We start from the raw sequence: 20,346 nt of genomic DNA on the forward strand, positions 1-20,346 counted from the left end.
TGTTTCGTAACGAGTTAGCTGTGAACAGATGTTGACTTGGCAATAGGCTGTTTGTCAAATGGTTTGTAACGTACCCAGACCGTAAGCAGGGCGATCAGAAAAGCCATCGAAAACACGAGCAGGGCATTTCCGAAACCACCCAGCCCAGCTACCATCGTCCCGACAAAAAACACGGCAGTAGCGGTGAAGAATCGTCCGATATTAAAGCTGATGCCCGCCGCTGTAGCGCGGATATGAACCGGAAAGAGCGCCGGAATAATGCTGGATAACGCTCCCTGACTAATGCCAAAAAACAAGGCGACGAAGGCCGTTTCGGCATAAATGAGTGGTGAGAATTGGCGGTTAGTCAGGAAGAGCAGACCACAGCCGCCCGCACAACCCACGAAGGTCATTAACAGGGTTCGGCGTGAACCGAACTGGTTGATCAACAGGCCCGAGAGCATCCCACCAACAATGCCGCCCATACCGAGCAGCATCATGGTCAGGCCCCGCTCTCGCGCCCCCGTTTGACCCGGTGGCAATAAGGTCTGCACCCAGGTGGGAATCCAGGAGAACGTACCCCAGAGCCCAATGAGCACAGCGCCAAAGACGAGTACACCCGTGATCAGGTTCGCCTGAGTGCCTGCTGTCCAGGCTTGGTGGGCCAACTGGTGCCGACCCTGCTGCTCACGCTGCCAACTCACCGATTCGGGTAAACGAAATAGCATCACGAAAGCAACCAGCACTGGAACATGGCCGAGTCCAAAGGCCTGCCGCCAGGTCACCTGCCCCACGTTCAGCCCACCCGTGGCCACGATGCCAACCGGAAACATGACCGCCAGTATACCCAGCACCACCGCCCGATTGCGGGCGGGCCAAATCTCAGAAATGTAGACCGTCGTGAGTAGCAACACGCCACCAACGCCCGCGCCCGTCAGGAAACGGCACAGCAAGAGGACCGGCCAGTTGGGTACCACGGTAGTAGCCAGCATAGCGATGCCATATAGGGCTGTCGCAAAAGCCACCGCTCGCGATCGGCCAATGCGGTCGCTAACGAAGCCGAAAACAAGCCCGCCCGTCATCCAGCCGTAGAGAAAAGCGGCGCTGATGTACGCCCCGATATCGCCCAGTTCGGCCGTACCGGCTTTAGTACCCAGCAGTTCGGGCACCACGACGGGTAAAAACGAGGCCATAAGCGTAGAGGCCGTCCCGCCAAGCAGATACGAGAGTGCACAGAGGCCAAAGGCGAGCCAATTGGCCGTCAGCCGATCGGCTTCGATGTTGGTTGATTCAATAGTCATAACCATGTTAGTAGAGGGATGCTACTGGTAATCAGTTGATTAGTGGTGGTTTTTTGTTCTATTTAACCCCTTGATCGAACGTGAGCGAGAGGTAATACAAACCACCAACGGCGGGTGATCCGTAGGCTTGCACAACGTATTGGTTGGTGAGGTTCGATGCGCCCAGCTTAAACACTGTTTTCAGCGATGGCACCCGGTAGTTGACCTGTGCATCGAGCAGGTGATAGGCCGGTACTCGACCCGGAATTAGGGCGTTAAATGAACCTACCCAGTCGAAGGCTTCCTGCCAGTGCCAGGCCACGTTGAAACCAAGCGCGGCGCCGGCCCGATTAGACGTTACATTCCGGTGGCCAAACGTTACGTTGGTTTTCAGGCGGGGCGTGTTGAACGCCGCTACGTTGTTCGGGTCGGCGTTACGGAGATTGAACGCCGACCAGCTGCCATTCCCGCTCAGCAGATAGCCGCCCGGCGTGCGGAAGTTCAGGCCCAGCGTTGCGCCCTGCGCCGAAACTTTGTCGGGTGCGTTGGTATACAGTTGAAACGCCTGTACCCGACCACTCAGAATATCCTGCGCGGCGGCGGGGTTGGGTTTGCCGTCGCTGCCCAACACGGGGCTGTCTGGGCGCAGCACAACGGTGTTCAGAATGAAGTTGTTATAGACACCATAATAGTAATTGGCGTCAACCGAAAGGTTGCTAGTGAGCACACCACGATACCCTACTTCAACACTGTTTACGCGCTCGGGCGCGATGTAGGGCACCGCCGATTTTTGCAGCTTGTCTTTGTTGTTGAGTACCGCCTGTTGCGGACCTACCTTACTGACATCGGCCCCGAAACCAGCTCCAAACAGGTTGGCACTGCTGGCAGTATATGAATTTTCATACACGTTCATGCCCGCACTGTTGCTCGGTGCCCCGCCCAGAATTGTGATCGGCCCGACGTTCAGTTTGATGAACTGGTCAGAAGGCGTTGGGTTGCGGAAGCCCGTCTGGTAGCTGGCCCGGAAATGGTGTCGATCTGTGGCGGAGAACACCGCCGCCGCCCGTGGCGTGAAATAGCCCGCGAAGTTCTGATTCTTGTCGTACCGTCCCGAAACGGTCAGTTTCAGTCGGTCGGCGAGCAGCGTTTTACTCACCTGCATGAATGCGCCGAACTCATTGTACAGAATGCGACCGCCTTTATCGTCGAATAAGGTTCCGTTGGTAAACAGGCTGTATTGCCGGTAATTACCACCAATCAGTACCTCCGCCACGTTCTTCAGTGCCGGTGTCAGGTTATACTGGCCATCCGCGTGCCACATGCTCGTCTGGCTCAAAATCCCGGCCCCTGCCAGCCCCTGAATGCCGATCAGCCTGCTTTTCTGCGCTTCGTATTCCGACGTACCTGGCAGCAGCCGACCCTGATCGGCAAAGGCACGGGCTGCTGTCTGGTTATTGGCACCCACTGACGGAATGCTGCCAGCGAAAGCGGCGGCGTACCGATCGAACCAGGTCTGATCAGCCTTGTCGGGCGAGACCACGTTGCCGTTCAGATCACGTACCCAGGCCCGGTTGATCTGCTGCCCCAGCGACCGCGTGTTGAAGGAGTCGTGCGAATCTTCGGCATTGCTATACCAGCGTACGAAGAAGTTGCTGCCCCGCAGTTCGATCCGGTGCTGAATGAGCGAAAAGCCGTTGACCGAGAACCGGTTAGAGCCCGTGTAATTGGCTGTTCCTTTGGCGAAATTGTACGCGTAGATGGCCTCGAGTTTGGGCGTAATCCGATAGTGAAGCGCCCCGTTCAGTTTCAGGCTATAGACGTTGTAGTCGGTCAGGTCTTTTTCTTCGTATCCCGTTCGCGATACCTGCCCAATGCCCGGCAGTGTCCGAACCACTTCATCGCCATAAATATTGAGCGCATTCCGGGCCGGATTGTTAGCGCCGCGTAGTTCGGGTGATGTCGTCTGATTTACGTCGGAATAATCGGTAGCAAACCAATCTAAACCAGCCATGTACGAGGCATTGAGCTTGAACGCAAACTTAGACCCGAAGGCTTTGGCGTAACGAATAGCATGGTCGGTATAGATTGCCGCGCCGGTATTCGCATCGCCCAGGTGATTAACCCCCACCTTCGATTGCACGCTGAGGCCCTGATTACGGAACGGGTCTTTGCTGGTCATCAGCAACACGCCGTTGAACGCCGCCGGGCCATAAAGGGCCGACGCCGCACCCGGTACCAATTCAACGCTTTCGGCGTCGAGGTCGCTCAGTCCGAACATGTTCCCCACCGAAAACCCAAACCCAGCGGGCTGGTTGTCGATGCCGTCGATAAGCTGTAGAAACCGGCTGTTGCCCGTGCTCGCAAAACCGCGTGTGTTAATCTGCCGGTAGGTCAGCCCGCTGGTGACCATATCGACCCCCTTGAGGTTATTGATGCCTTCGTAGAACGATGCTGATGGCGTTTCTCGAATGGCTCGGACATCCATTTTCTCCACCGTAACGGGCGCCCTGAGCAGGCGTTCTTCCACGCGCGAAGCGCCCACCACTACTTCGTCGAGTTGGCTCGTCATCGCTGCCAGACGTACCTCTACCAGCTGGCCATCTGTGCCAACGGTCAGATCCTGCCGCTCGTGTCCGATCATCGAGATGGCCAGTACCAGCGACCCTTTCTGATTGACATTAAGCGAAAAACGGCCGTCGCCGTCGGTCGTCACGCCAGCCAGTTGGCCTTTAATCGCAACCGATGCACCCGGTAACGGCTGTCCCTGGCTATCGCGGATTATGCCCGTTATGCGCCGCGATTGGGCTCGTGTAGGCAATGAAAGAGTAAGCATCATCGCCAGAGCGATGACTGTGTATATAAATTTCATGATTGTTAGCGTAAAAAGTGGTTTCCCTGTTTTCAGGGCGCATTTACTTCGCTGGTGTGGGATAACCACCCGGTGGTCGAACGTACCCACGCCCCGTGATGCGATCGCCCAGCGTCTGATAATACGCCGGGTCGGTTGGCGTTACGGTGGCCAGCCCATCCACGTACTTGTTGTACAGACAGAACAGGGCCGCAATCAGCACGGTATCGTGAATCTCGCGGTCGGTGGCCCCGGCGACACGCGCCCGCTCAACGGCTTCTGGCGACACCGCACGTCCCGACTGTTGGGTAAGGGCGGCAATCTGAAGCAGGGCTTTCAGCTTTTCGCTCACGGGTGCCGTTTCGATATCATCCTTTACCGCGCGAGCCGTTTCGGCCTCGCCCAGCAACAGATCGGCGGCTTTTGTGTGGGCGGCGTTGCAGAAATTAGTGCAGTTGCGCGACGATACCAGCGCGGCAATTAATTCGCGTTCGCCTTCGGTCAGCGTCGACTCGCCACGTAGGAGTAGTTGCGTCAGTGTACGAATCGGCGCGGCCGTATCCAGGCGATATTCAAGCAGGCCCGTAATACCCGGCAGGTGATCAGGAAGTGGAATGTGCGGCATAGCGTCAAAATGATTTAGTAACCAGGTTGTTATATACCGAAAAGAGACTTCTTGAGGGCTGCGATTCACCCCCGGGCAGGAGCGTATGGTACGCTGTATGGCAGCGTAAATTGGATAACAAGAAGGTGTTCATGGAAGGGAATAGTCCAAGCCCTGCCAGGTACGTTGGCTGCTGTTAGCGCAATAGCGATTTAAATCGGCCGGCAGTAAACGCATGCCTCATCAGCCTCCGAATGGTGTTATCGCACAAGCATAACACACACCGGAAGAAGGCGGGAACGTACCTGCATCGACCATCAACTAGCCGGAACAACGACGCCCGATTAGCTGGGCGCCCTGGAGCAGACCTGGACGAATTGAGTTGATTGACTGATTGATCAAGAATCCTGAGCAGCGCAGAACAGCATCAGGTACGTACCTGACTACGTGCTAGCGGCCCGAGAACAACAAAACAGTAAAACTCAATCAGCCACGCGGAGGTGGAGCGAGCACCGCCAGATAGCGGGCGAGAATTGGCAGAGAAGTGTCGGCAATGCGGACATCGACCAGCCAGGATAGGAGGGAAGGCGACAAAATCAGCCGGTCGGCCAACTGATATTCTTTGAGCAGCAATTTTAGCCAGTGCCCCGCCTTGCGATGCGTATCATCACCGCTGGCGGTACTGATTGTTTTTTTGACAAACGAGAGCAGGTCCTGCTGCCAGAAACCGGCGGTCTTATTTTCCATGCCGGCGATGCGTAGAGTGTCGCCGCTGAGGTCAACACTAATCACATCGTAGAACTTGCCGTGGTAGGCAAAGCCATCCTTTGTGGTCTGTTCAACTAGTTGCTGAGCTTGACCGGCACCCAAAACAACCTGAAACTCGACCATGCTATCCACCGAGGAATACACCGTCAGCTGTTTGGTCAGGTCGTGCTGATCCTGCCACCAGACGCCAACCGCCACCCATACCGTTGCCAGCGTATGGTAGAGCAGTAAGGCCAGTAAGCTAAGACTCAGCAGGCGTTTCATGGTTAAACAGATCGCTAAATGACGACTAAGTTGAAATTAATCGTGGAAAAATAGAACAACTAAAGCAAAATGTGGGTTAAAGCGGGCTCTTTTTGTTGAAAAAAGCAATTGTTACGCCAATTGCTCAGAAAGGCGGCGTTCGCAGCCAGGCCACTAGCTCGTCGAGGCTAAAGTTGATCGACCATTCGATCTGAAGTACATGCAGGTTGCGATGTTCCTTGGCCGGATTGCGAATCAGATCCTGTTACCGATAGCCTAACTCAATTCTTCCCCAGTTGCCTGTGTTGTAGCCAACCCCGGTGTAGCGCCAGTTTTCGCCCTAAAACGCATTTTTGAGCTGATCGGGCTGTTTATTCGCTCCTGAAAAACAAAAGAACGCTTCGTTTGATAGTGCACCCTACCAGCCTGTTATATGCTGATTGAGATCGAACAAAGGAATGGTCGCCGCGGCATGATAGCGGCCCAGTTGTGCCAGCGATCATTTATTGGTCGAGAGGCGTAAGGGGTACCGTTCTTCATAGCGCAACTGGTGACTCATCTTGATTCGGTGTAAAAGTTATGGTCATCACCAATGGCGCTACGGCCCCTGCTTTTTTCTATTTTTAGCCACTCAACCTGATTCTGTCACCTCACAAACCGTTACGCAATGCCATCGCGCCGTCGATTTCTCCGCTTAGGGGCCATGCTGCCCAGCCTTTCCTGGACTAACCTTTGGGCCGCCAACGCCCCGGCTCCGCAACGCCCCGTCGTGATCTCGACCTGGGATAGTGGCGTAACGGCCAACAAAGCGGCTTGGGCCACCCTGAAAGCCAACGGGCGGGCCATCGACGCGGTCGAACAGGCCGGAATCGCCATCGAAAATGAACCCAGTTGCTGCGTCGGCCTCGACGGCAATCCCGATCGCGATGGCTTTGTCACACTCGATGCCTGCATCATGGACGACCGGTTCAACTGCGGGTCGGTGGCGTTCCTGGAACGGATCAAACACCCAATTTCGGTGGCCCGTAAGGTGATGGAAACCACCCCGCACGTGATGCTGGTGGGGAGTGGCGCCCAGCAGTTTGCCGTCGCCAATGGCTTTGCCCTCGAACCCGCCAAACTCTCGGCCGATGCTGAGAAAGCCTACCGCGAGTGGCTGAAGAAATCGGAATACAAGCCGGTGATCAACATCGAGAACACGAAATCGACGCCGCAACGAGGCCGGGGTCCCTACGACCCAACGCAGTTCAGCCCCAACTATTTCGACGATGGGAGCTTCAACCACGACACGATGGGTACCGTAGCCCTCGACGCGGCGGGCAACCTGTCGGGCATGTGTACCACCAGCGGTATGGCGTTCAAGATGCGTGGCCGCATTGGCGATTCTCCGCTGATTGGGCCGGGTCTGTACGTCGACAATGAAGTAGGTGCTGTAACCGGATCGGGGCAGGGCGAGGAGGTGATCCGGATGTGCGGTGCTCACACCATCGTGGAGGCTATGCGCCACGGGCTATCGCCGAAAGAAGCCTGCCAGCGGGCGATCGAACGCATCGTGAAGCGCGACCCGGCGCGGGCCAAAGATTTTCAGGTGGGCTTCATCGCCGTGAACAAACAGGGCGAAATCGGGGCCTTCTCGGTGCAGAAAGGGTTTTCCTACACGCTGACCACAGCTACGATCGAGCACAAGGTCTATCAGGCCGAGAATTACATGTAGTCCATTTCGGGGACTAATCATACAAACGGGGCGATGCTGTCCTGACTAGCCATGACTTGGGTTGCTCAACCAACCTGACTCATGGCTAGTTGTTTTTGCACCAATCGATCCGCTGAGGCCAATAAACTTATTTACTTAAACCTATTCGGTAACTACTCAAAGTAGATGTAGGAGGTGCTGTTTGCCAGCTGAAAAGAAGGCTTTTCAGCTGCGCAGGGGGAGAATATTTTTAAAATTAATCGCCTGCATTGTTAATTTATTAAAAAATTTTAAAAACTCGAAATATATTTGCCAAAAGGGTTGGCTAACAAAAGGCCAGTTCATACTAAGTACATCTTACAGCTACTCTTCAAGCATAGCGTATGGAACAAAGATTACGAAAAGCCTTTCTGAAAGGTTTGCTCCTGGTGGGAGCGTGGTTAGTCGTAGGGCTAGTACCCCTTCTGGCAGCCGACCGGGAAATCACCGGCGTCGTGACAGACGAAAAAGGAAATGGCCTGGCAGGTGCTACGGTTAGCATCAAGGGAACCGTGCGGGGGACCAACACGGGCGCCGACGGTAGCTATCGGATCAACGTACCGCAGAATGACGCCGTGCTGGTGATTTCGTACATTGGCTACACTCGGCAGGAGATCACCGTGGGTACACAAACGGTAATTAACGTGCAACTGCTGCCCGGCGACGCCACCCTGAACGAAGTGGTCGTGACGGCACTGGGCGTATCGAAAGATGCCCGCAAGGTTGGTTACGCCGTGACAACCGTCGATGCCGCTCAGTTTACCAAAGCTCGTGAAACCAACATCGGTAACTCACTGGCGGGCCGCGTGGCAGGTCTGAATGTGAAAGGCACGAGCAGTGGCCCCGGCGGTACAGCTAAGATCCTGATGCGGGGTATGCCCAGCATGAACTCAGCCGGTTCGCCGCTGATTGTGATCAACGGCGTGCCGATGGACAACACGCAGCGCGGGAGCGCGGGTGAGTGGGGCGGTGCCGATGGTGGCGACGGCCTGGGTAACCTTAACCCGGACGACATCGAAACGATGACAGTGCTGAAAGGCCAGTCGGCATCGGCACTGTACGGTGCCCGTGCGTCAAACGGCGTTATTCTGGTAACGACCAAGCGGGGCCGTAAGGGTGATTTTGCGGTTGAATACAACATGAACCTGACGGCCGATAGCCCGGTTAACTTCACTGATTTTCAGTATGAATACGGGCAGGGGCTCCAGGGTGCCAAACCGACGACACAGGCACTGGCGCAGCAAACGGGCCGCATGAGCTGGGGTAGTAAACTGGACGGTAGCAGCACCATCCAGTTCGATGGCAAAATGTACCCATACACGGCACAGCGCGACAACATCAAGAACTTCTACAAAACGGGGTCAAACTTCACCAACACGGTGTCCGTGACCAAAGGGGGCGATAACGGGTCGTTCCGCCTGTCGCTGTCGAACCTCGACAACAAAGCCATTATCGAGAACAGCGGCCTGACCCGGAAGACGATCAACCTGACGGTGGATCAGAACATCACCTCGAAGCTGAGCTTCAGCGTGCTGGCCAACTACATCGACGAGCGCGTAAAGAACAAGCCTAACCTGAGTGATGCGCCCTTGAACGCCAACAACGGTTTGCTACTGGCGACTAACATCGATCAGCGGATTCTGGCGCCGGGTTATGATCCGGTAACGGGGCGGGAGATTATCTTCAGCGACGATGAATACGTGACGAACCCCTACTTCGTAACGAGCCAGTTCGTGAACAACGTTGATCGGAAGCGCCTGATCTCAATGGCTTCGACGAAATACCAGTTCGCCAACTGGATTTACGCGCAGGCTCGGATCGGCTACGACAACGCCAACGACCGGATCTTCAAAGTAACGCCCTGGGGAACGGCCTTCTCGAATGGTACCAAGGGGGGCCTCGACGAACTGTCGAACGCTCAACGGACGGAGTTGAACGTGGACGCCTTGGTTGGTATCAACAAAGCAATCACGCCTGACTTCACGATTGATGCCTTGCTTGGTGGCAACGTTCGGAAGAACCAATACGAAAAAGTCGGCGTAAGCGGTAGTCCTTTTGTACTGCCTTATCTGTACAGCTGGAACAACGTAGTGAACTTCGGCCGGAACTACGAAGTGGCTAACACCGAGGTGCAATCAGCTTACTACAACGTAGACCTGGGCTACAAAGGCTTCCTGAACCTGAGCACGACGGGCCGTTATGATACGTATTCAACGCTGCCCAGCGCCAACCGGAGCATCTTCACACCGTCGGTAACGGGTGCGTTCATCTTCCACGACTTCCTGCGCGTGCCGCAACTGAGCTTTGGTAAACTGCGGGCGGCCTACGCCGTAACCAGCGGTGAGCCCACCAGTGCCTACGGGACGAGTGTGTATTACGGCGTTGGTAATGCCATCAACGGTACCGCTACGGGTAACTTCAGCGAAGAACTGCCCAACCTGTTCCTGAAGCCCTTCACGAAGAGCGAGATCGAATTGGGTCTGGAACTGCGCTTCTTCGGTAGCCGTCTGGGCTTCGACATTGCGTATTATACTCAGAAGACGCAGAACGAGATCATGCCCGCCAACTATAGCTGGGCAACGGGCTATACGCGCGGCGTAGTAGGAACGGGCTCGACGCAGAACACAGGGGTAGAAATTCAGATCAACGGTACGCCCATCAAGAAGGCGGGCCTGACCTGGAACTCGTCGCTTAACCTGACATCGGTACGTAACAAAATTCTGCAAACTGACGCGGCCAATAACCCGATTAGTCTTGGTTCAAACCGGGCCACGCTGGGCAACGCCATTACGGCATTTGTGGTGGGCGAATCGGGACCGCAGATCCGGGCGTATGATTACAAGTACGGTACCAATGGCCAGATCGTCGTCGATGCATCGGGCCTGCCGGTACGGGGCGACCTCATCAACCTGGGTACGGTACTGCCCACGCTCTACGGTGGCTGGAACAACGACTTCCTGCTCGGCAACTTCAACCTGTCGTTCCTGGTGGATTACAACTACGGCAACAAAATTCTGTCGGCCACCGAGAACTACGCCTACCGTCGCGGTCTGCACAAGGAAACGCTGGTTGGCCGCGAAGGTGGTATCACAACCGGTGTAACGAGCGACGGCAACCCCAACACGGTGAAGGCATCGGCGCAGGATTACTACACGGCACTGGCCAACAACGTAACGAAAGTGAGCGTAGAAAATGGTGATTTCATCAAGATGCGCCAGATCACCTTCGGTTACAACCTGCCGCCTCGCCTGCTCGAAAAACTGCCGCTGATCCGGGGCATCAATGTCTCGCTGGTAGCGCGTAACCTCTTCTACTTCATGAAGAAGACCGACAACATCGATCCAGAGGCTTCGTTTGGCGCTAACCTCCGCTACTCAGGCATTGAAGGGGGGAACCTCCCGTCGGTGCGGAACTACGGCGTCAACGTAAACATCAAGTTTAAATAAGAGGCACCCTCGCATCATGACCAAGAAACTAATTGCTTTATCGTGCTTAATCGGGGCCATGCAGTTCTCCTGCACTAACGACCTCGATCAGCTGAATACCGACCCTACCAAAGCGTCGGCGGCCACTTTCGATCCCAACCTGTTGCTGGCGAGTGCTCAGTACGAGAACGTGAATGCTACGGCCGGGTACAACGGGCCCATTCTGTTCCAGAGCATGTGGGTGCAGATTATGGCCTCGACCTCGTCAGGGGCGGCCAACTACTACTCAAATGCCGATAAGTACGTGATCTCAGGTAACACCAACGACTACCTGCAACGTACCTGGAACATCAATTACAAAGCGGCTAGCTATGCCTACGAAATGGAGCAGTTGACCAAAGGCAAACCCGCCCTGGCCAACCTCAACAGTATCGCTGTCATTATGCAGGCTCAGGCCCTGTCGACGATTGCCGATACCTATGGCGACATTCCGTATACGCAGGCGTTGCAGGCGAAAGCCGGTAATACGCTGCCTGTGTACGACACGCAGGAGAGCGTCTATAAATCGCTGCTGACTCGCCTCGAAACGGCTACGGCAGCGCTGAACGCTTCGTCGCCCATTCCTACCAATGATGCTTATGCGTACAAAGGCAATGTGGCTCAGTGGAAAAAGTTTGGCTACTCGCTCATGCTGAAGCTGGCCATGCGGCTGACGAAAGCGGATGCCGCCACCGCCAAAACCTACGCGGAGAAAGCCGCCGCCGGTGGCGTGTTCACCAGTGTTGCCGACGACGCCTATGTGCTGACCGACGACTCGAAAGGGTTCACCAACAGCAACGGACAAGCCCTGACTACCCTGGCCGATATCTACCAGGTACGTTGGAGCAAGACGCTGATCGATTACCTCAAAGCGACCAACGATCCGCGCCTGAGCAAAGTAGCCGAGGTACCTGCTGCCGGTTTGGCGGCAAACCAGACGGCTGCCGGTACGTCAAACTCGGCGCCGGCCGCGCAGGTTGGGTTACCAAATGGCTATGACCTGAACGGTGGCGCTACTGATATCAGCAAGTCAGCGGGTTATCCTGGCGCTACGGGTACGGGGGCCGACGTGACGCCGATTGGCAAGTACTCACGCCCAACAAACATCTACCGCAACCGTAGCGCGCCGCTGTTCGTACTGACTTACGCTGAAGTTGAATTGTTGCTGGCTGAAGCTGCAACACGGGGCTACAACGTAGGCGGTACGGCGGCTCAGCACTATAAAAATGGGGTTGTGGCAGGTATCCAGTCGCTGGGTACGTATGGAACCGGTGGCGTGATCGAGGCAACCGTGGCTACGGCCTATGCCGACGCCAACCCACTGATAGCCGCTAACGCACTGAAGCAGATTAACGAGCAATACTGGGCAACCACTGGCCTGCTGATGAATTTCTCAGAGGCCTGGAACAACTGGAAACGGTCGGGCTTCCCCGTGCTGACGCCGGTAAACTACGTAGGTAACTTCTCGGGTGGCCAAATTCCGCGCCGTCAGCCCTATCCAACGGGCGAAGCTACGCTGAACACCGCCAACTACCAGTCGGCAACCGGGAAGCTTTCGGGTGGCGATACCTGGATAGCCCGCGTTTGGTGGGATAAATAAGCTAATACCTTGTAAACAAAAAGGGCAGCCCGCTAATCGGGCTGCCCTTTTTGTTTATGGCTACTCAGATACAGATAACAATTGACGTAAGACCAGGGCAACGTTTTGATTCAGGCTGGCCAACTTAATTCGGCATTGGCTAGAAAAAGGGACCATATACATTCTTTTTTAGGAGTACACTTGATTATTTTATCATACATTGCTATGGTAATTTTTCGCTTATTTTTTGCATTTATTCTCCATGAAATAACTTAACTTTTTTAGAATTATGAAAACTACAACGAAAGCTTTTTTTGGGAGAATTGCCTTTTTGGGTACATTATTTAGTCTTTCCTTTTGGGCCTGTAAGGTGGAAGATCCTGTTCCGTCAAGTGAAAAAAATGATGCTGGCGCGAGATCTGCTAAAAATGCTATTGGCTTAACCGCCAATGCTATTGGTGTTAACGGCCCCAAAGCAGTATGCTATGTTGAAGTGAACAACAATGACATTCGTAATGTAGGCAAGTACTATCTGGCCTCTGGTCAGCAATTATTTGACATTGGAATCATTTTCGCTGCCAACATTAATTACAATACCGCTACGCAGAAGGCCGAGTTGTATTTCAATAATCAGGTAGCAAACGTATTGACCAATAAGGCCACGTATATTCAGCCGCTCCAGGCTAAAGGAATAAAGGTATTGCTCTCGATTCTGGGCAATCATCAGGGGGCCGGTATCTGCAATTTTCCTACTCAGGCTGCAGCAAATGATTTTGCCCAGCAACTGGCCAATGCAGTGAATACGTATGGTCTCGATGGGATTGATTTTGACGATGAATATGCCGATTACGGCACCAATGGGACGGGACAGCCCAATAGTTACTCGTTTGTGTACCTGGTAACTGCCTTGCGTAATCTGCTGCCGAACAAACTTATTTCCTTCTACTATTACGGGCCCGCAGCTAGTCGTTTATCCTACAATAGCGTGACCGTAGGTTCGAAAGTAAATTACAGTTGGAATGCCATTTACGGTACCTATTCCGTACCCAATGTGCCGGGTTTGACTAGTGCTAATCTTGGGCCCGCTGCCATCGATATTCAATCGACCGCTTCGAGTACGGCTACATCACTTGCGCAGCGTACAAAAACGGATGGCTATGGAGTTTATCTGACGTATAATCTGCCAAATACGAATGTCAGCGGTTATTTATCTGGGGTGTCAAACGCCCTGTATGGCCAATCGACTGTGTATAATGACGGTACCGGCACTACCACTAGTGGCGTGAAATTCTTTACGGATATCAATTACGGCGGCGCTGCAACATCCACAATTCCTAAGGGCAATTACACGCTCTCACAATTGCAAAGTTACGGCTTCGTGAATGATTGGGCTTCTTCGGTAACCATACCGGCGGGCTGGACGGTGACGCTGTATGAACACGATAATTTTGCTGGTACGTCGTGGACCCTGACCGCTAATAAAGCTGATTTTACAACCATGTCTCCCAACGCAAATGATAAAGTATCGTCGGTGAAAATTCAATGAGCCGATTTATAGATTAGCGTTAAGCAAGTGCCAGTGCAATAGGCTTGCACTAGGCTACTAATGGGTAGTGCTCTAAAAAGTTGGTTAGAGGGCTACCCATTTGCATGTGAAAAAGGGCCAGCGAATGACGTTGCTGACTACGTATGACCTACTAACGCAACTAAGCTGGTTCACTGCCTTTGTTGCTCCCGGAAGCTGAAGTATTTTTACTACATGTTTCAGACTTACGCACGGACCAGCTATCGTGTGTACATCCTCTTAGCTTATTTTGAATAAAGGTGACTTGGTGCTGCGTTACAGTAAAGCCTGCGTCCGACTGACTGCGGTTGGGCTTTGGCTGCTGTTAGGCTCAGTGAACGCACAGACGCCGTTGTTCCGGCCTTTACCCGCCGCTCAAACGGGGATCAGCTTCCGGAATGATATCGACGAGACGGAGAGCCTCAACGTGCTGGCCTATGAATACTTCTTCAACGGCGCGGGCGTGGCCGTGGGCGACTTTAACAACGATGGGCTGCCCGACCTGTTTTTTACGGCCAACATGAAGCCATGTCGGCTGTATCTGAATCAAGGAAAACTCAGTTTCAAAGACATTACGCGTGAGGCCAGTCCGGCACTTGGCGGACGGGCAGGAGGCTGGAAAACGGGCGTTAGCCTGGTCGACATCAACAATGATGGCTGGCTGGATATTTACGTGTGTTACTCGGGTAAAGGCGACGCTACCAAACGCGGCAACCAACTCTTCATCAACCAGACGGGCCAGAAAGGTGCGCCGGTTCGGTTTGTCGAGAAAGCGAAGGAATACGGCCTGAACGATGCGGGCTACAACACACAGGCCACCTTTTTCGACTACGACCGCGACGGTGACCTCGACGTGTTTCTGCTGCACCACAACGTGAAGAAATACGACAACCTGGAACTGGCCCGGCTGCACCAGGAAACCGACGAACTGGCCGGTAACAAACTACTGGAAAACCAGCGCGGGCGATTTGTCGACGTGTCGAAAAAGGCGGGTATCCACCAGTATCCGCTGACGTTTGGCCTCGGCGTAGCTGTTTCCGACATCAACCTCGATGGCTGGCCCGATCTGTACGTGACCAACGATTACAACGAACCCGACTACCTCTACATTAACCAGAAAAACGGCACGTTTAGCGATCAGACGGCCCAAAGCTTCCGGCACTTGCCGCAGTTTTCGATGGGCGTCGATGTGGCCGATTACAACAACGACGGACTGCCCGACGTGATGTCGCTGGATATGCTGCCCGAAGACAACCGGCGGCAGAAACTGCTGCAATTGCAGGAAAATTACGAGTCGTTTGAACTGATGCAGCAGCAGGGCCTGCAACGGCAGTATATGCGCAACATGCTTCAGCTGAACAACGGCGACGGTACGTTCAGCGAAATCGCCCAACTGGCTGGCGTGTCCAACACCGACTGGAGTTGGTCGCCGTTGCTGGCCGATTTCGACAACGACGGCTACAAAGACCTGTTCATCACCAACGGCTACCTGCGCGATTACACCAACAAAGATTTTCTGCGCTATTGGGGCGACTACAAAATCAGGAAGGCCATCGACCGGGAACCCATTCAACTGATGGACCTGGTACGGGCTATGCCGTCGACCAAAGTGCCCAACTACATTTTTCGGAATAACCAGGATCTGACCTTCTCGAACCGGCAGCGCGAGTGGGGCTTGCAGGAGCCGACTATCTCGGCGGGTGCGGCCTGCGCCGACCTCGACCTCGACGGTGATCTCGACCTGATCATCAACAACACCAACGACGTTGCCTCGCTCTACGAGAATCTGGCCAGCAGTACATCGGGCAACACGTACCTGCAAATTCGCCTGGAGCCGATCACCGGAAATACGCAGGCTGTGGGGGCTAAAGTGTGGGTGTACACCGGCCCGCAGCAGCAGTTTCAGGAGCTAAATCCGGTGCGGGGCTACCTCTCGACCCAACCGACTACGCTGCATTTCGGGCTGGGTACGTCCACGCTGGCCGACTCGGTGCGGGTAGTCTGGCCCGACGGGTCGGTGCAGCGCATCAGTGAAGCAAAGGCGAATCAGCAGCTGACCATCAAGCAGCAGCCTTCGGGCAACGAAGCGGCCTTTGTCCGGAAAGCACCGGTGCCCTTGTTTCGGCGGCAGCCGTCGCTCATCGACCGGACGTTCGAGGGGTATCAGGAAAATGATTTCAAGCGGCAGCCGCTCATGCTCTGGATGTACTCGCACGTGGGGCCGGTGCTGGCCAAAAGCGACCTGAACAAAGACGGACGCGAAGACCTGTTTATCAGTGGCGACCAGAAACAGCCGGGGACCGTGTGGATGCAGCAGCCCAACGGCACGCTGTCACCGATGAGCAGCCTCAGCATCGGTGATGAAACCGTGTCGGCGGTATCGGCGGCGGCGTTTTTCGATGCCAACGGTGACGGCTACGACGACCTGTACGTGGCGAAAGGCGGGTACTCGCTGTTTGAGCCCGGCACCCCCTCGCTCCAGGATGATCTCTACCTGAACGACGGCAAAGGCGGGCTGGCACTCGTCCCCAATGCCCTGCCCAACCTGACGGGTAGCAGCAAAGCCTGCGTGCGTCCTTACGACTATGACGGCGACGGCGATATGGACCTGTTTGTGGGGGGGCGCGTCGTTCCCGGTCGTTATCCCGAGCCGCCACCGTCGTACCTGCTCGTGAACAAGGGCAAGGGGGCCGGTGGGCAGCCGCAGTTTCAACTGGCTGAGGTACCGTTTGCCAACGTGGGTATGGTCACCGACGCCCGTTGGATCGACCTGAACGCCGATGGTCGCGCCGATCTGGTGCTGTGTGGCGAGTTTATGCCGTTGAAAGCTTACCTGAACACACCCACTGGGTTTGTTGATCAAAGCAAGCAGTACTTCCCCGATCAGGCGCTCGGCTTCTGGCAAACGCTCACGTTCGCCGACCTGAACGCCGACGGCCGCCCCGATCTGGTGGCGGGGAATCTGGGCACCAATACGCAACTAAGCATCACGTCCGAGCAACCCGCCGAGCTGCTCTACGCTGATTTCGACAACAATGGCTCAATCGACCCTTTTTTCTGTTTCTACGTGCAGGGAACGATGTACCCCTTTGTGAGCCGCGACGAACTGAACGATCAGATCTACGGCATGCGGCGGCGGTTTGGCTATTACAAAGACTACGCCGATGCCTCGATCGAAAAAATTCTGACACCCGATGAGCTGGGCAAGGCGCAGAAACTGGCTGTTACCGATGTGCAGACAAGCTATTTTCTCAACACCGGTCGGGGGTTTGCCAAACAGTTTTTGCCGGTTCAGGCGCAGTTCTCGCCGGTGACCCAGATTGTGGTTAATGACGCAAACGCAGATGGCCGCGCCGATCTGCTGCTGCTGGGTAACAAGTCGGACAACCGGCTCAAACTGGGCAGTATGGACGCCAACTACGGTTGCCTGCTGCTGAACGACGGTCGGGGCGGCTTTACCTACGTATCCCAGACTGAATCGGGCCTGTCGGTACTTGGCGATGTCAAATCCGCTGTCGAATTGACCATCAGTGGAAAGCCAAACTGGGTCATTGGGGCGTATAATCAGCCTATTCAGGTGTACCAAACACAACGTCCATGAAAGCGCAGCGACATACAACCCGAACGTACCTGCTGCTTGCCTGTCTGTGGTTGATCAGCCATGTGGCGGGGGCAAAACCACGCCCGCAGGCCACCAAAGAACTGCAACCCACCGTGTTTGCGCTGACGATGGTGATGATGCATGACGTAGTGAATCCGCCCGCCGCGAGCCGCTTTTACAGTTATTGCCTGTTGGGAGCGCACGAACTGGTGGCCCGCCACAATCCGCAACTGGTGGCGCCCCGGCAGTTGTTGCAAACCAGCCCAACGTACCCGGCCGTCACCGACAACACCTACGATTACCAGATTGCGGCCCTGTATTGCATCCTCGAAACAGGGCGGCTCTTGCTGCCATCAGGTACGTTGCTGGAAAAAGACCAGCAGCAGTTGCTCGAACGGCTGCGGCGCGATGGCTACACCGATGCCGTGATCCAACGGTCGGTGCAGGAGGCGCAGCGCGTAGCCCAGGCGGTTGTGGCCTACGCCCGCAGCGACAATTACGGAAAGCTGAGCGCCCGTGGCCGTTACCGTCCGACCAAAAAAGACGGCTATTGGTACCCAACGCCGCCCGCATACATGGAAGCCATTGAGCCGCATTGGCGCACCATCCGGCCCATGCTGATCGACTCCTGCACGCAATTCATGCCCAAGCCGCCCGCCGCCTTCAGCACCGATACGAGCAGTACGTTTTATCGGCTGACGCGTGAAGTGCACCGCACGAGCCAGACCCTTACGCCGTCGCAACGCCTCATCGCCGCCTATTGGGACTGCAATCCGTTTGCCGTCAATACGGCGGGGCATATGGCTATCGGATTCAAAAAAATCAGCCCCGGCGGGCATTGGATTAACATCACCAGCCAAGTGACGCAGCAGGCCAAACTCCCCTTCGACGAGGCCGTGCAAGTGCATTCGCTGGCCGCCCTGACGCTGATGGACGCCTTTATCAGTTGCTGGGACGAGAAGTACCGCAGCAGCCGGGTACGTCCCGAAACCGTGATTAATCGCCACATCGACCCGCACTGGCAACCGATGCTGCAAACGCCACCCTTCCCCGAATACCCCAGCGGCCACAGCGTCATTTCGGGGGCTGTGTCGGAAGTGCTGACGTACCTGCTCGGTGATCAGTTTGCGTTTACTGACACCACCGAAGAACTCTTTGAGCTGCCGTCGCGCTCGTTTACGTCGTTCCGGCAGGCAGCGGCTGAGGCGGCGGTTTCCCGGCTGTACGGCGGCATTCATTACCGCGATGCCATCGACAACGGGCTGGCGCAGGGGCAGGCCCTGGGTACGTTTGTGGTCGATAAGCTGAAAAAAGCGGGGGTGAAAGGAGGCAAAAAAACGCTAAGCCGCCGCGAATAAATTCTCGATCAGGTGGGCGTGCGTGCCGAGCCATTTGGCATCGCCGTTCAGTTGGGTAATCTCTACCGTCAGGGTGTCGCGGAAACCGCTGAGGCAGTATCGGTTGATGGCCTGTTGCAGGGCGTTGGTCACGAACAGCGACGCTTCGGCCAGCACGCCATCCACGATGATGATTTCCGGGTTGAAGAGCGTGACGGCGATCGCCAGCGCTTTGCCCAGGTGCGAGCCGGTTTCGTAGAGTTGTTCGATCGCAAACGCGTCCCCCTGATACGCCGCCTGCACAATCTGGCTCACGGTGATCTGCTCAGGTACGTGCCGTAGGCTGGCTAAGTGGGTCGCCTGCCCCGACACGACCGCCTGCTGAACGCGCCGTACCAGCGCCGAGGCCGACGCCAGCGTATCGACACAGCCAATCTTGCCACAGTAACAAAGCGAGCCTTTGGGGTCGGCCTGAATGTGGCCCAGTTCGCCCGCGAAGCCGGAAGCGCCCTGAAACACGTCGCCGTTGATGATGATCCCCAGCCCGACGCCCCAGTCGATGTTGATAGCCAGGGCGTGTTGTTTGCCTTTGGCCCGGCCGAAGCGGTGTTCGCCCAACGCGGTGGCTTTGGTATCGTTCAGCAGAAAAACGGGTAGCTGCCATTGTAACTCTAGCCACGAGGTTAGCGATTGCCCCGGCATACCCAGTCCGGGATAGCTCAGATTGAGGCTTTGCCGGGAGTCGATCAGGCCGGGCAGCGACAGCCCAACCCCAAGCATATCCTGGCGGGCAAGCCCCGAATCCAGTAGGCAGTCGTTCACGAAGTCGACCAGAAACGCCGAGAATTCAGGCCGGTCTTCCAGCGGGTAATCGACACTTCGCTCAAAAAGAATCTGGCGTAACAGATTGACAATCAGCAAGCGGGTGCCGTGGGTGCCACTGTCGAGAATAATAGAATAGTGTCCCGTTGGATTAAACCTGAATACGGCGGGCCGACGCCCGTTGTTACCGGCTGCGGTACCAATGGCGATCACCCAGCCGTCGTCGATGAGCTGATCGACCAGGTTGGTGACCGACGGAATACTGGTGTGCAGTTCGCTGGCCAATTCGGCCAGTGTACACGAGCCTTCCTGGTAGAGATAAGCAAGGGCTTTTCTGAACTTCAGGTTCTTTTTGTAAGCAACAACAGACTGTTTGGTGAGGGAGTCTTCGGGCGTGGTTGAGGGTAACATAGGAGCGGCCGCGCTGAGGAAGTCGATTGGTAGTTGAGTAGGTGAAAGGGGGAAGTGGTTAGAAAATCACGATGAAATCTCGCTTTTACATAAAAAATGAGCGAAATCAGCTAA

General features: G+C 55.4%; 11 protein-coding genes. 6 read left to right on the plus strand and 5 right to left on the minus strand.

The window, feature by feature from the left end:
- Positions 1-14: 14 nt before the first annotated feature.
- From FAES_RS07405 to FAES_RS07420, 4 genes are all read right to left on the minus strand, one after another.
- On the minus strand, positions 15-1,280 hold the full coding sequence (locus tag FAES_RS07405; protein WP_229364438.1) for an MFS transporter: 1,266 nt from the start codon (positions 1,278-1,280) through the stop codon (positions 15-17).
- Between the two features lie 58 nt (positions 1,281-1,338).
- Entirely contained in the window at positions 1,339-4,128 is a 2,790-nt protein-coding gene (locus FAES_RS07410) for a TonB-dependent receptor (protein ID WP_015330582.1), read from the minus strand.
- A 43-nt stretch (positions 4,129-4,171) separates the two neighbouring features.
- Complete coding sequence (locus tag FAES_RS07415) at positions 4,172-4,732, minus strand: carboxymuconolactone decarboxylase family protein (RefSeq protein ID WP_015330583.1); 561 nt, start codon at positions 4,730-4,732, stop codon at positions 4,172-4,174.
- Between the two features lie 465 nt (positions 4,733-5,197).
- On the minus strand, positions 5,198-5,743 hold the full coding sequence (locus tag FAES_RS07420; RefSeq protein ID WP_015330584.1) for a hypothetical protein: 546 nt from the start codon (positions 5,741-5,743) through the stop codon (positions 5,198-5,200).
- Positions 5,744-6,389: 646 nt separating this feature from the next.
- Between FAES_RS07420 and FAES_RS07425 the strand changes: the two genes are divergently transcribed.
- The 6 genes from FAES_RS07425 (at position 6,390) to FAES_RS07450 (ending at position 19,020) form a co-directional block, all read left to right on the plus strand.
- Positions 6,390-7,436, plus strand: a complete 1,047-nt coding sequence (locus FAES_RS07425; RefSeq protein ID WP_015330586.1) for an isoaspartyl peptidase/L-asparaginase family protein — start codon at positions 6,390-6,392, stop codon at positions 7,434-7,436.
- Positions 7,437-7,798: 362 nt separating this feature from the next.
- Positions 7,799-10,900 (plus strand): SusC/RagA family TonB-linked outer membrane protein, encoded by a 3,102-nt coding sequence (locus tag FAES_RS07430; protein ID WP_015330587.1) that lies wholly within the window; start codon positions 7,799-7,801, stop codon positions 10,898-10,900.
- Between the two features lie 16 nt (positions 10,901-10,916).
- Entirely contained in the window at positions 10,917-12,518 is a 1,602-nt protein-coding gene (locus tag FAES_RS07435; protein WP_015330588.1) for a SusD/RagB family nutrient-binding outer membrane lipoprotein, read from the plus strand.
- A gap of 268 nt (positions 12,519-12,786) precedes the next feature.
- Complete coding sequence (locus FAES_RS07440) at positions 12,787-14,043, plus strand: endo-beta-N-acetylglucosaminidase H (protein WP_015330589.1); 1,257 nt, start codon at positions 12,787-12,789, stop codon at positions 14,041-14,043.
- 352 nt (positions 14,044-14,395) lie between these two features.
- On the plus strand, positions 14,396-17,662 hold the full coding sequence (locus tag FAES_RS07445; protein WP_229364439.1) for a VCBS repeat-containing protein: 3,267 nt from the start codon (positions 14,396-14,398) through the stop codon (positions 17,660-17,662).
- Positions 17,659-19,020, plus strand: a complete 1,362-nt coding sequence (locus FAES_RS07450) for a vanadium-dependent haloperoxidase (RefSeq protein WP_015330591.1) — start codon at positions 17,659-17,661, stop codon at positions 19,018-19,020. Before FAES_RS07445 ends, FAES_RS07450 begins: the two co-directional genes overlap by 4 nt.
- Here the strand turns inward: FAES_RS07450 and FAES_RS07455 are convergent.
- Positions 19,003-20,232 (minus strand): ROK family transcriptional regulator, encoded by a 1,230-nt coding sequence (locus tag FAES_RS07455; RefSeq protein WP_015330592.1) that lies wholly within the window; start codon positions 20,230-20,232, stop codon positions 19,003-19,005. The genes FAES_RS07450 and FAES_RS07455 overlap by 18 nt on opposite strands.
- Positions 20,233-20,346: the final 114 nt, after the last annotated feature.

Source organism: Fibrella aestuarina BUZ 2, assembly GCF_000331105.1.
GTDB lineage: Bacteria > Bacteroidota > Bacteroidia > Cytophagales > Spirosomataceae > Fibrella > Fibrella aestuarina.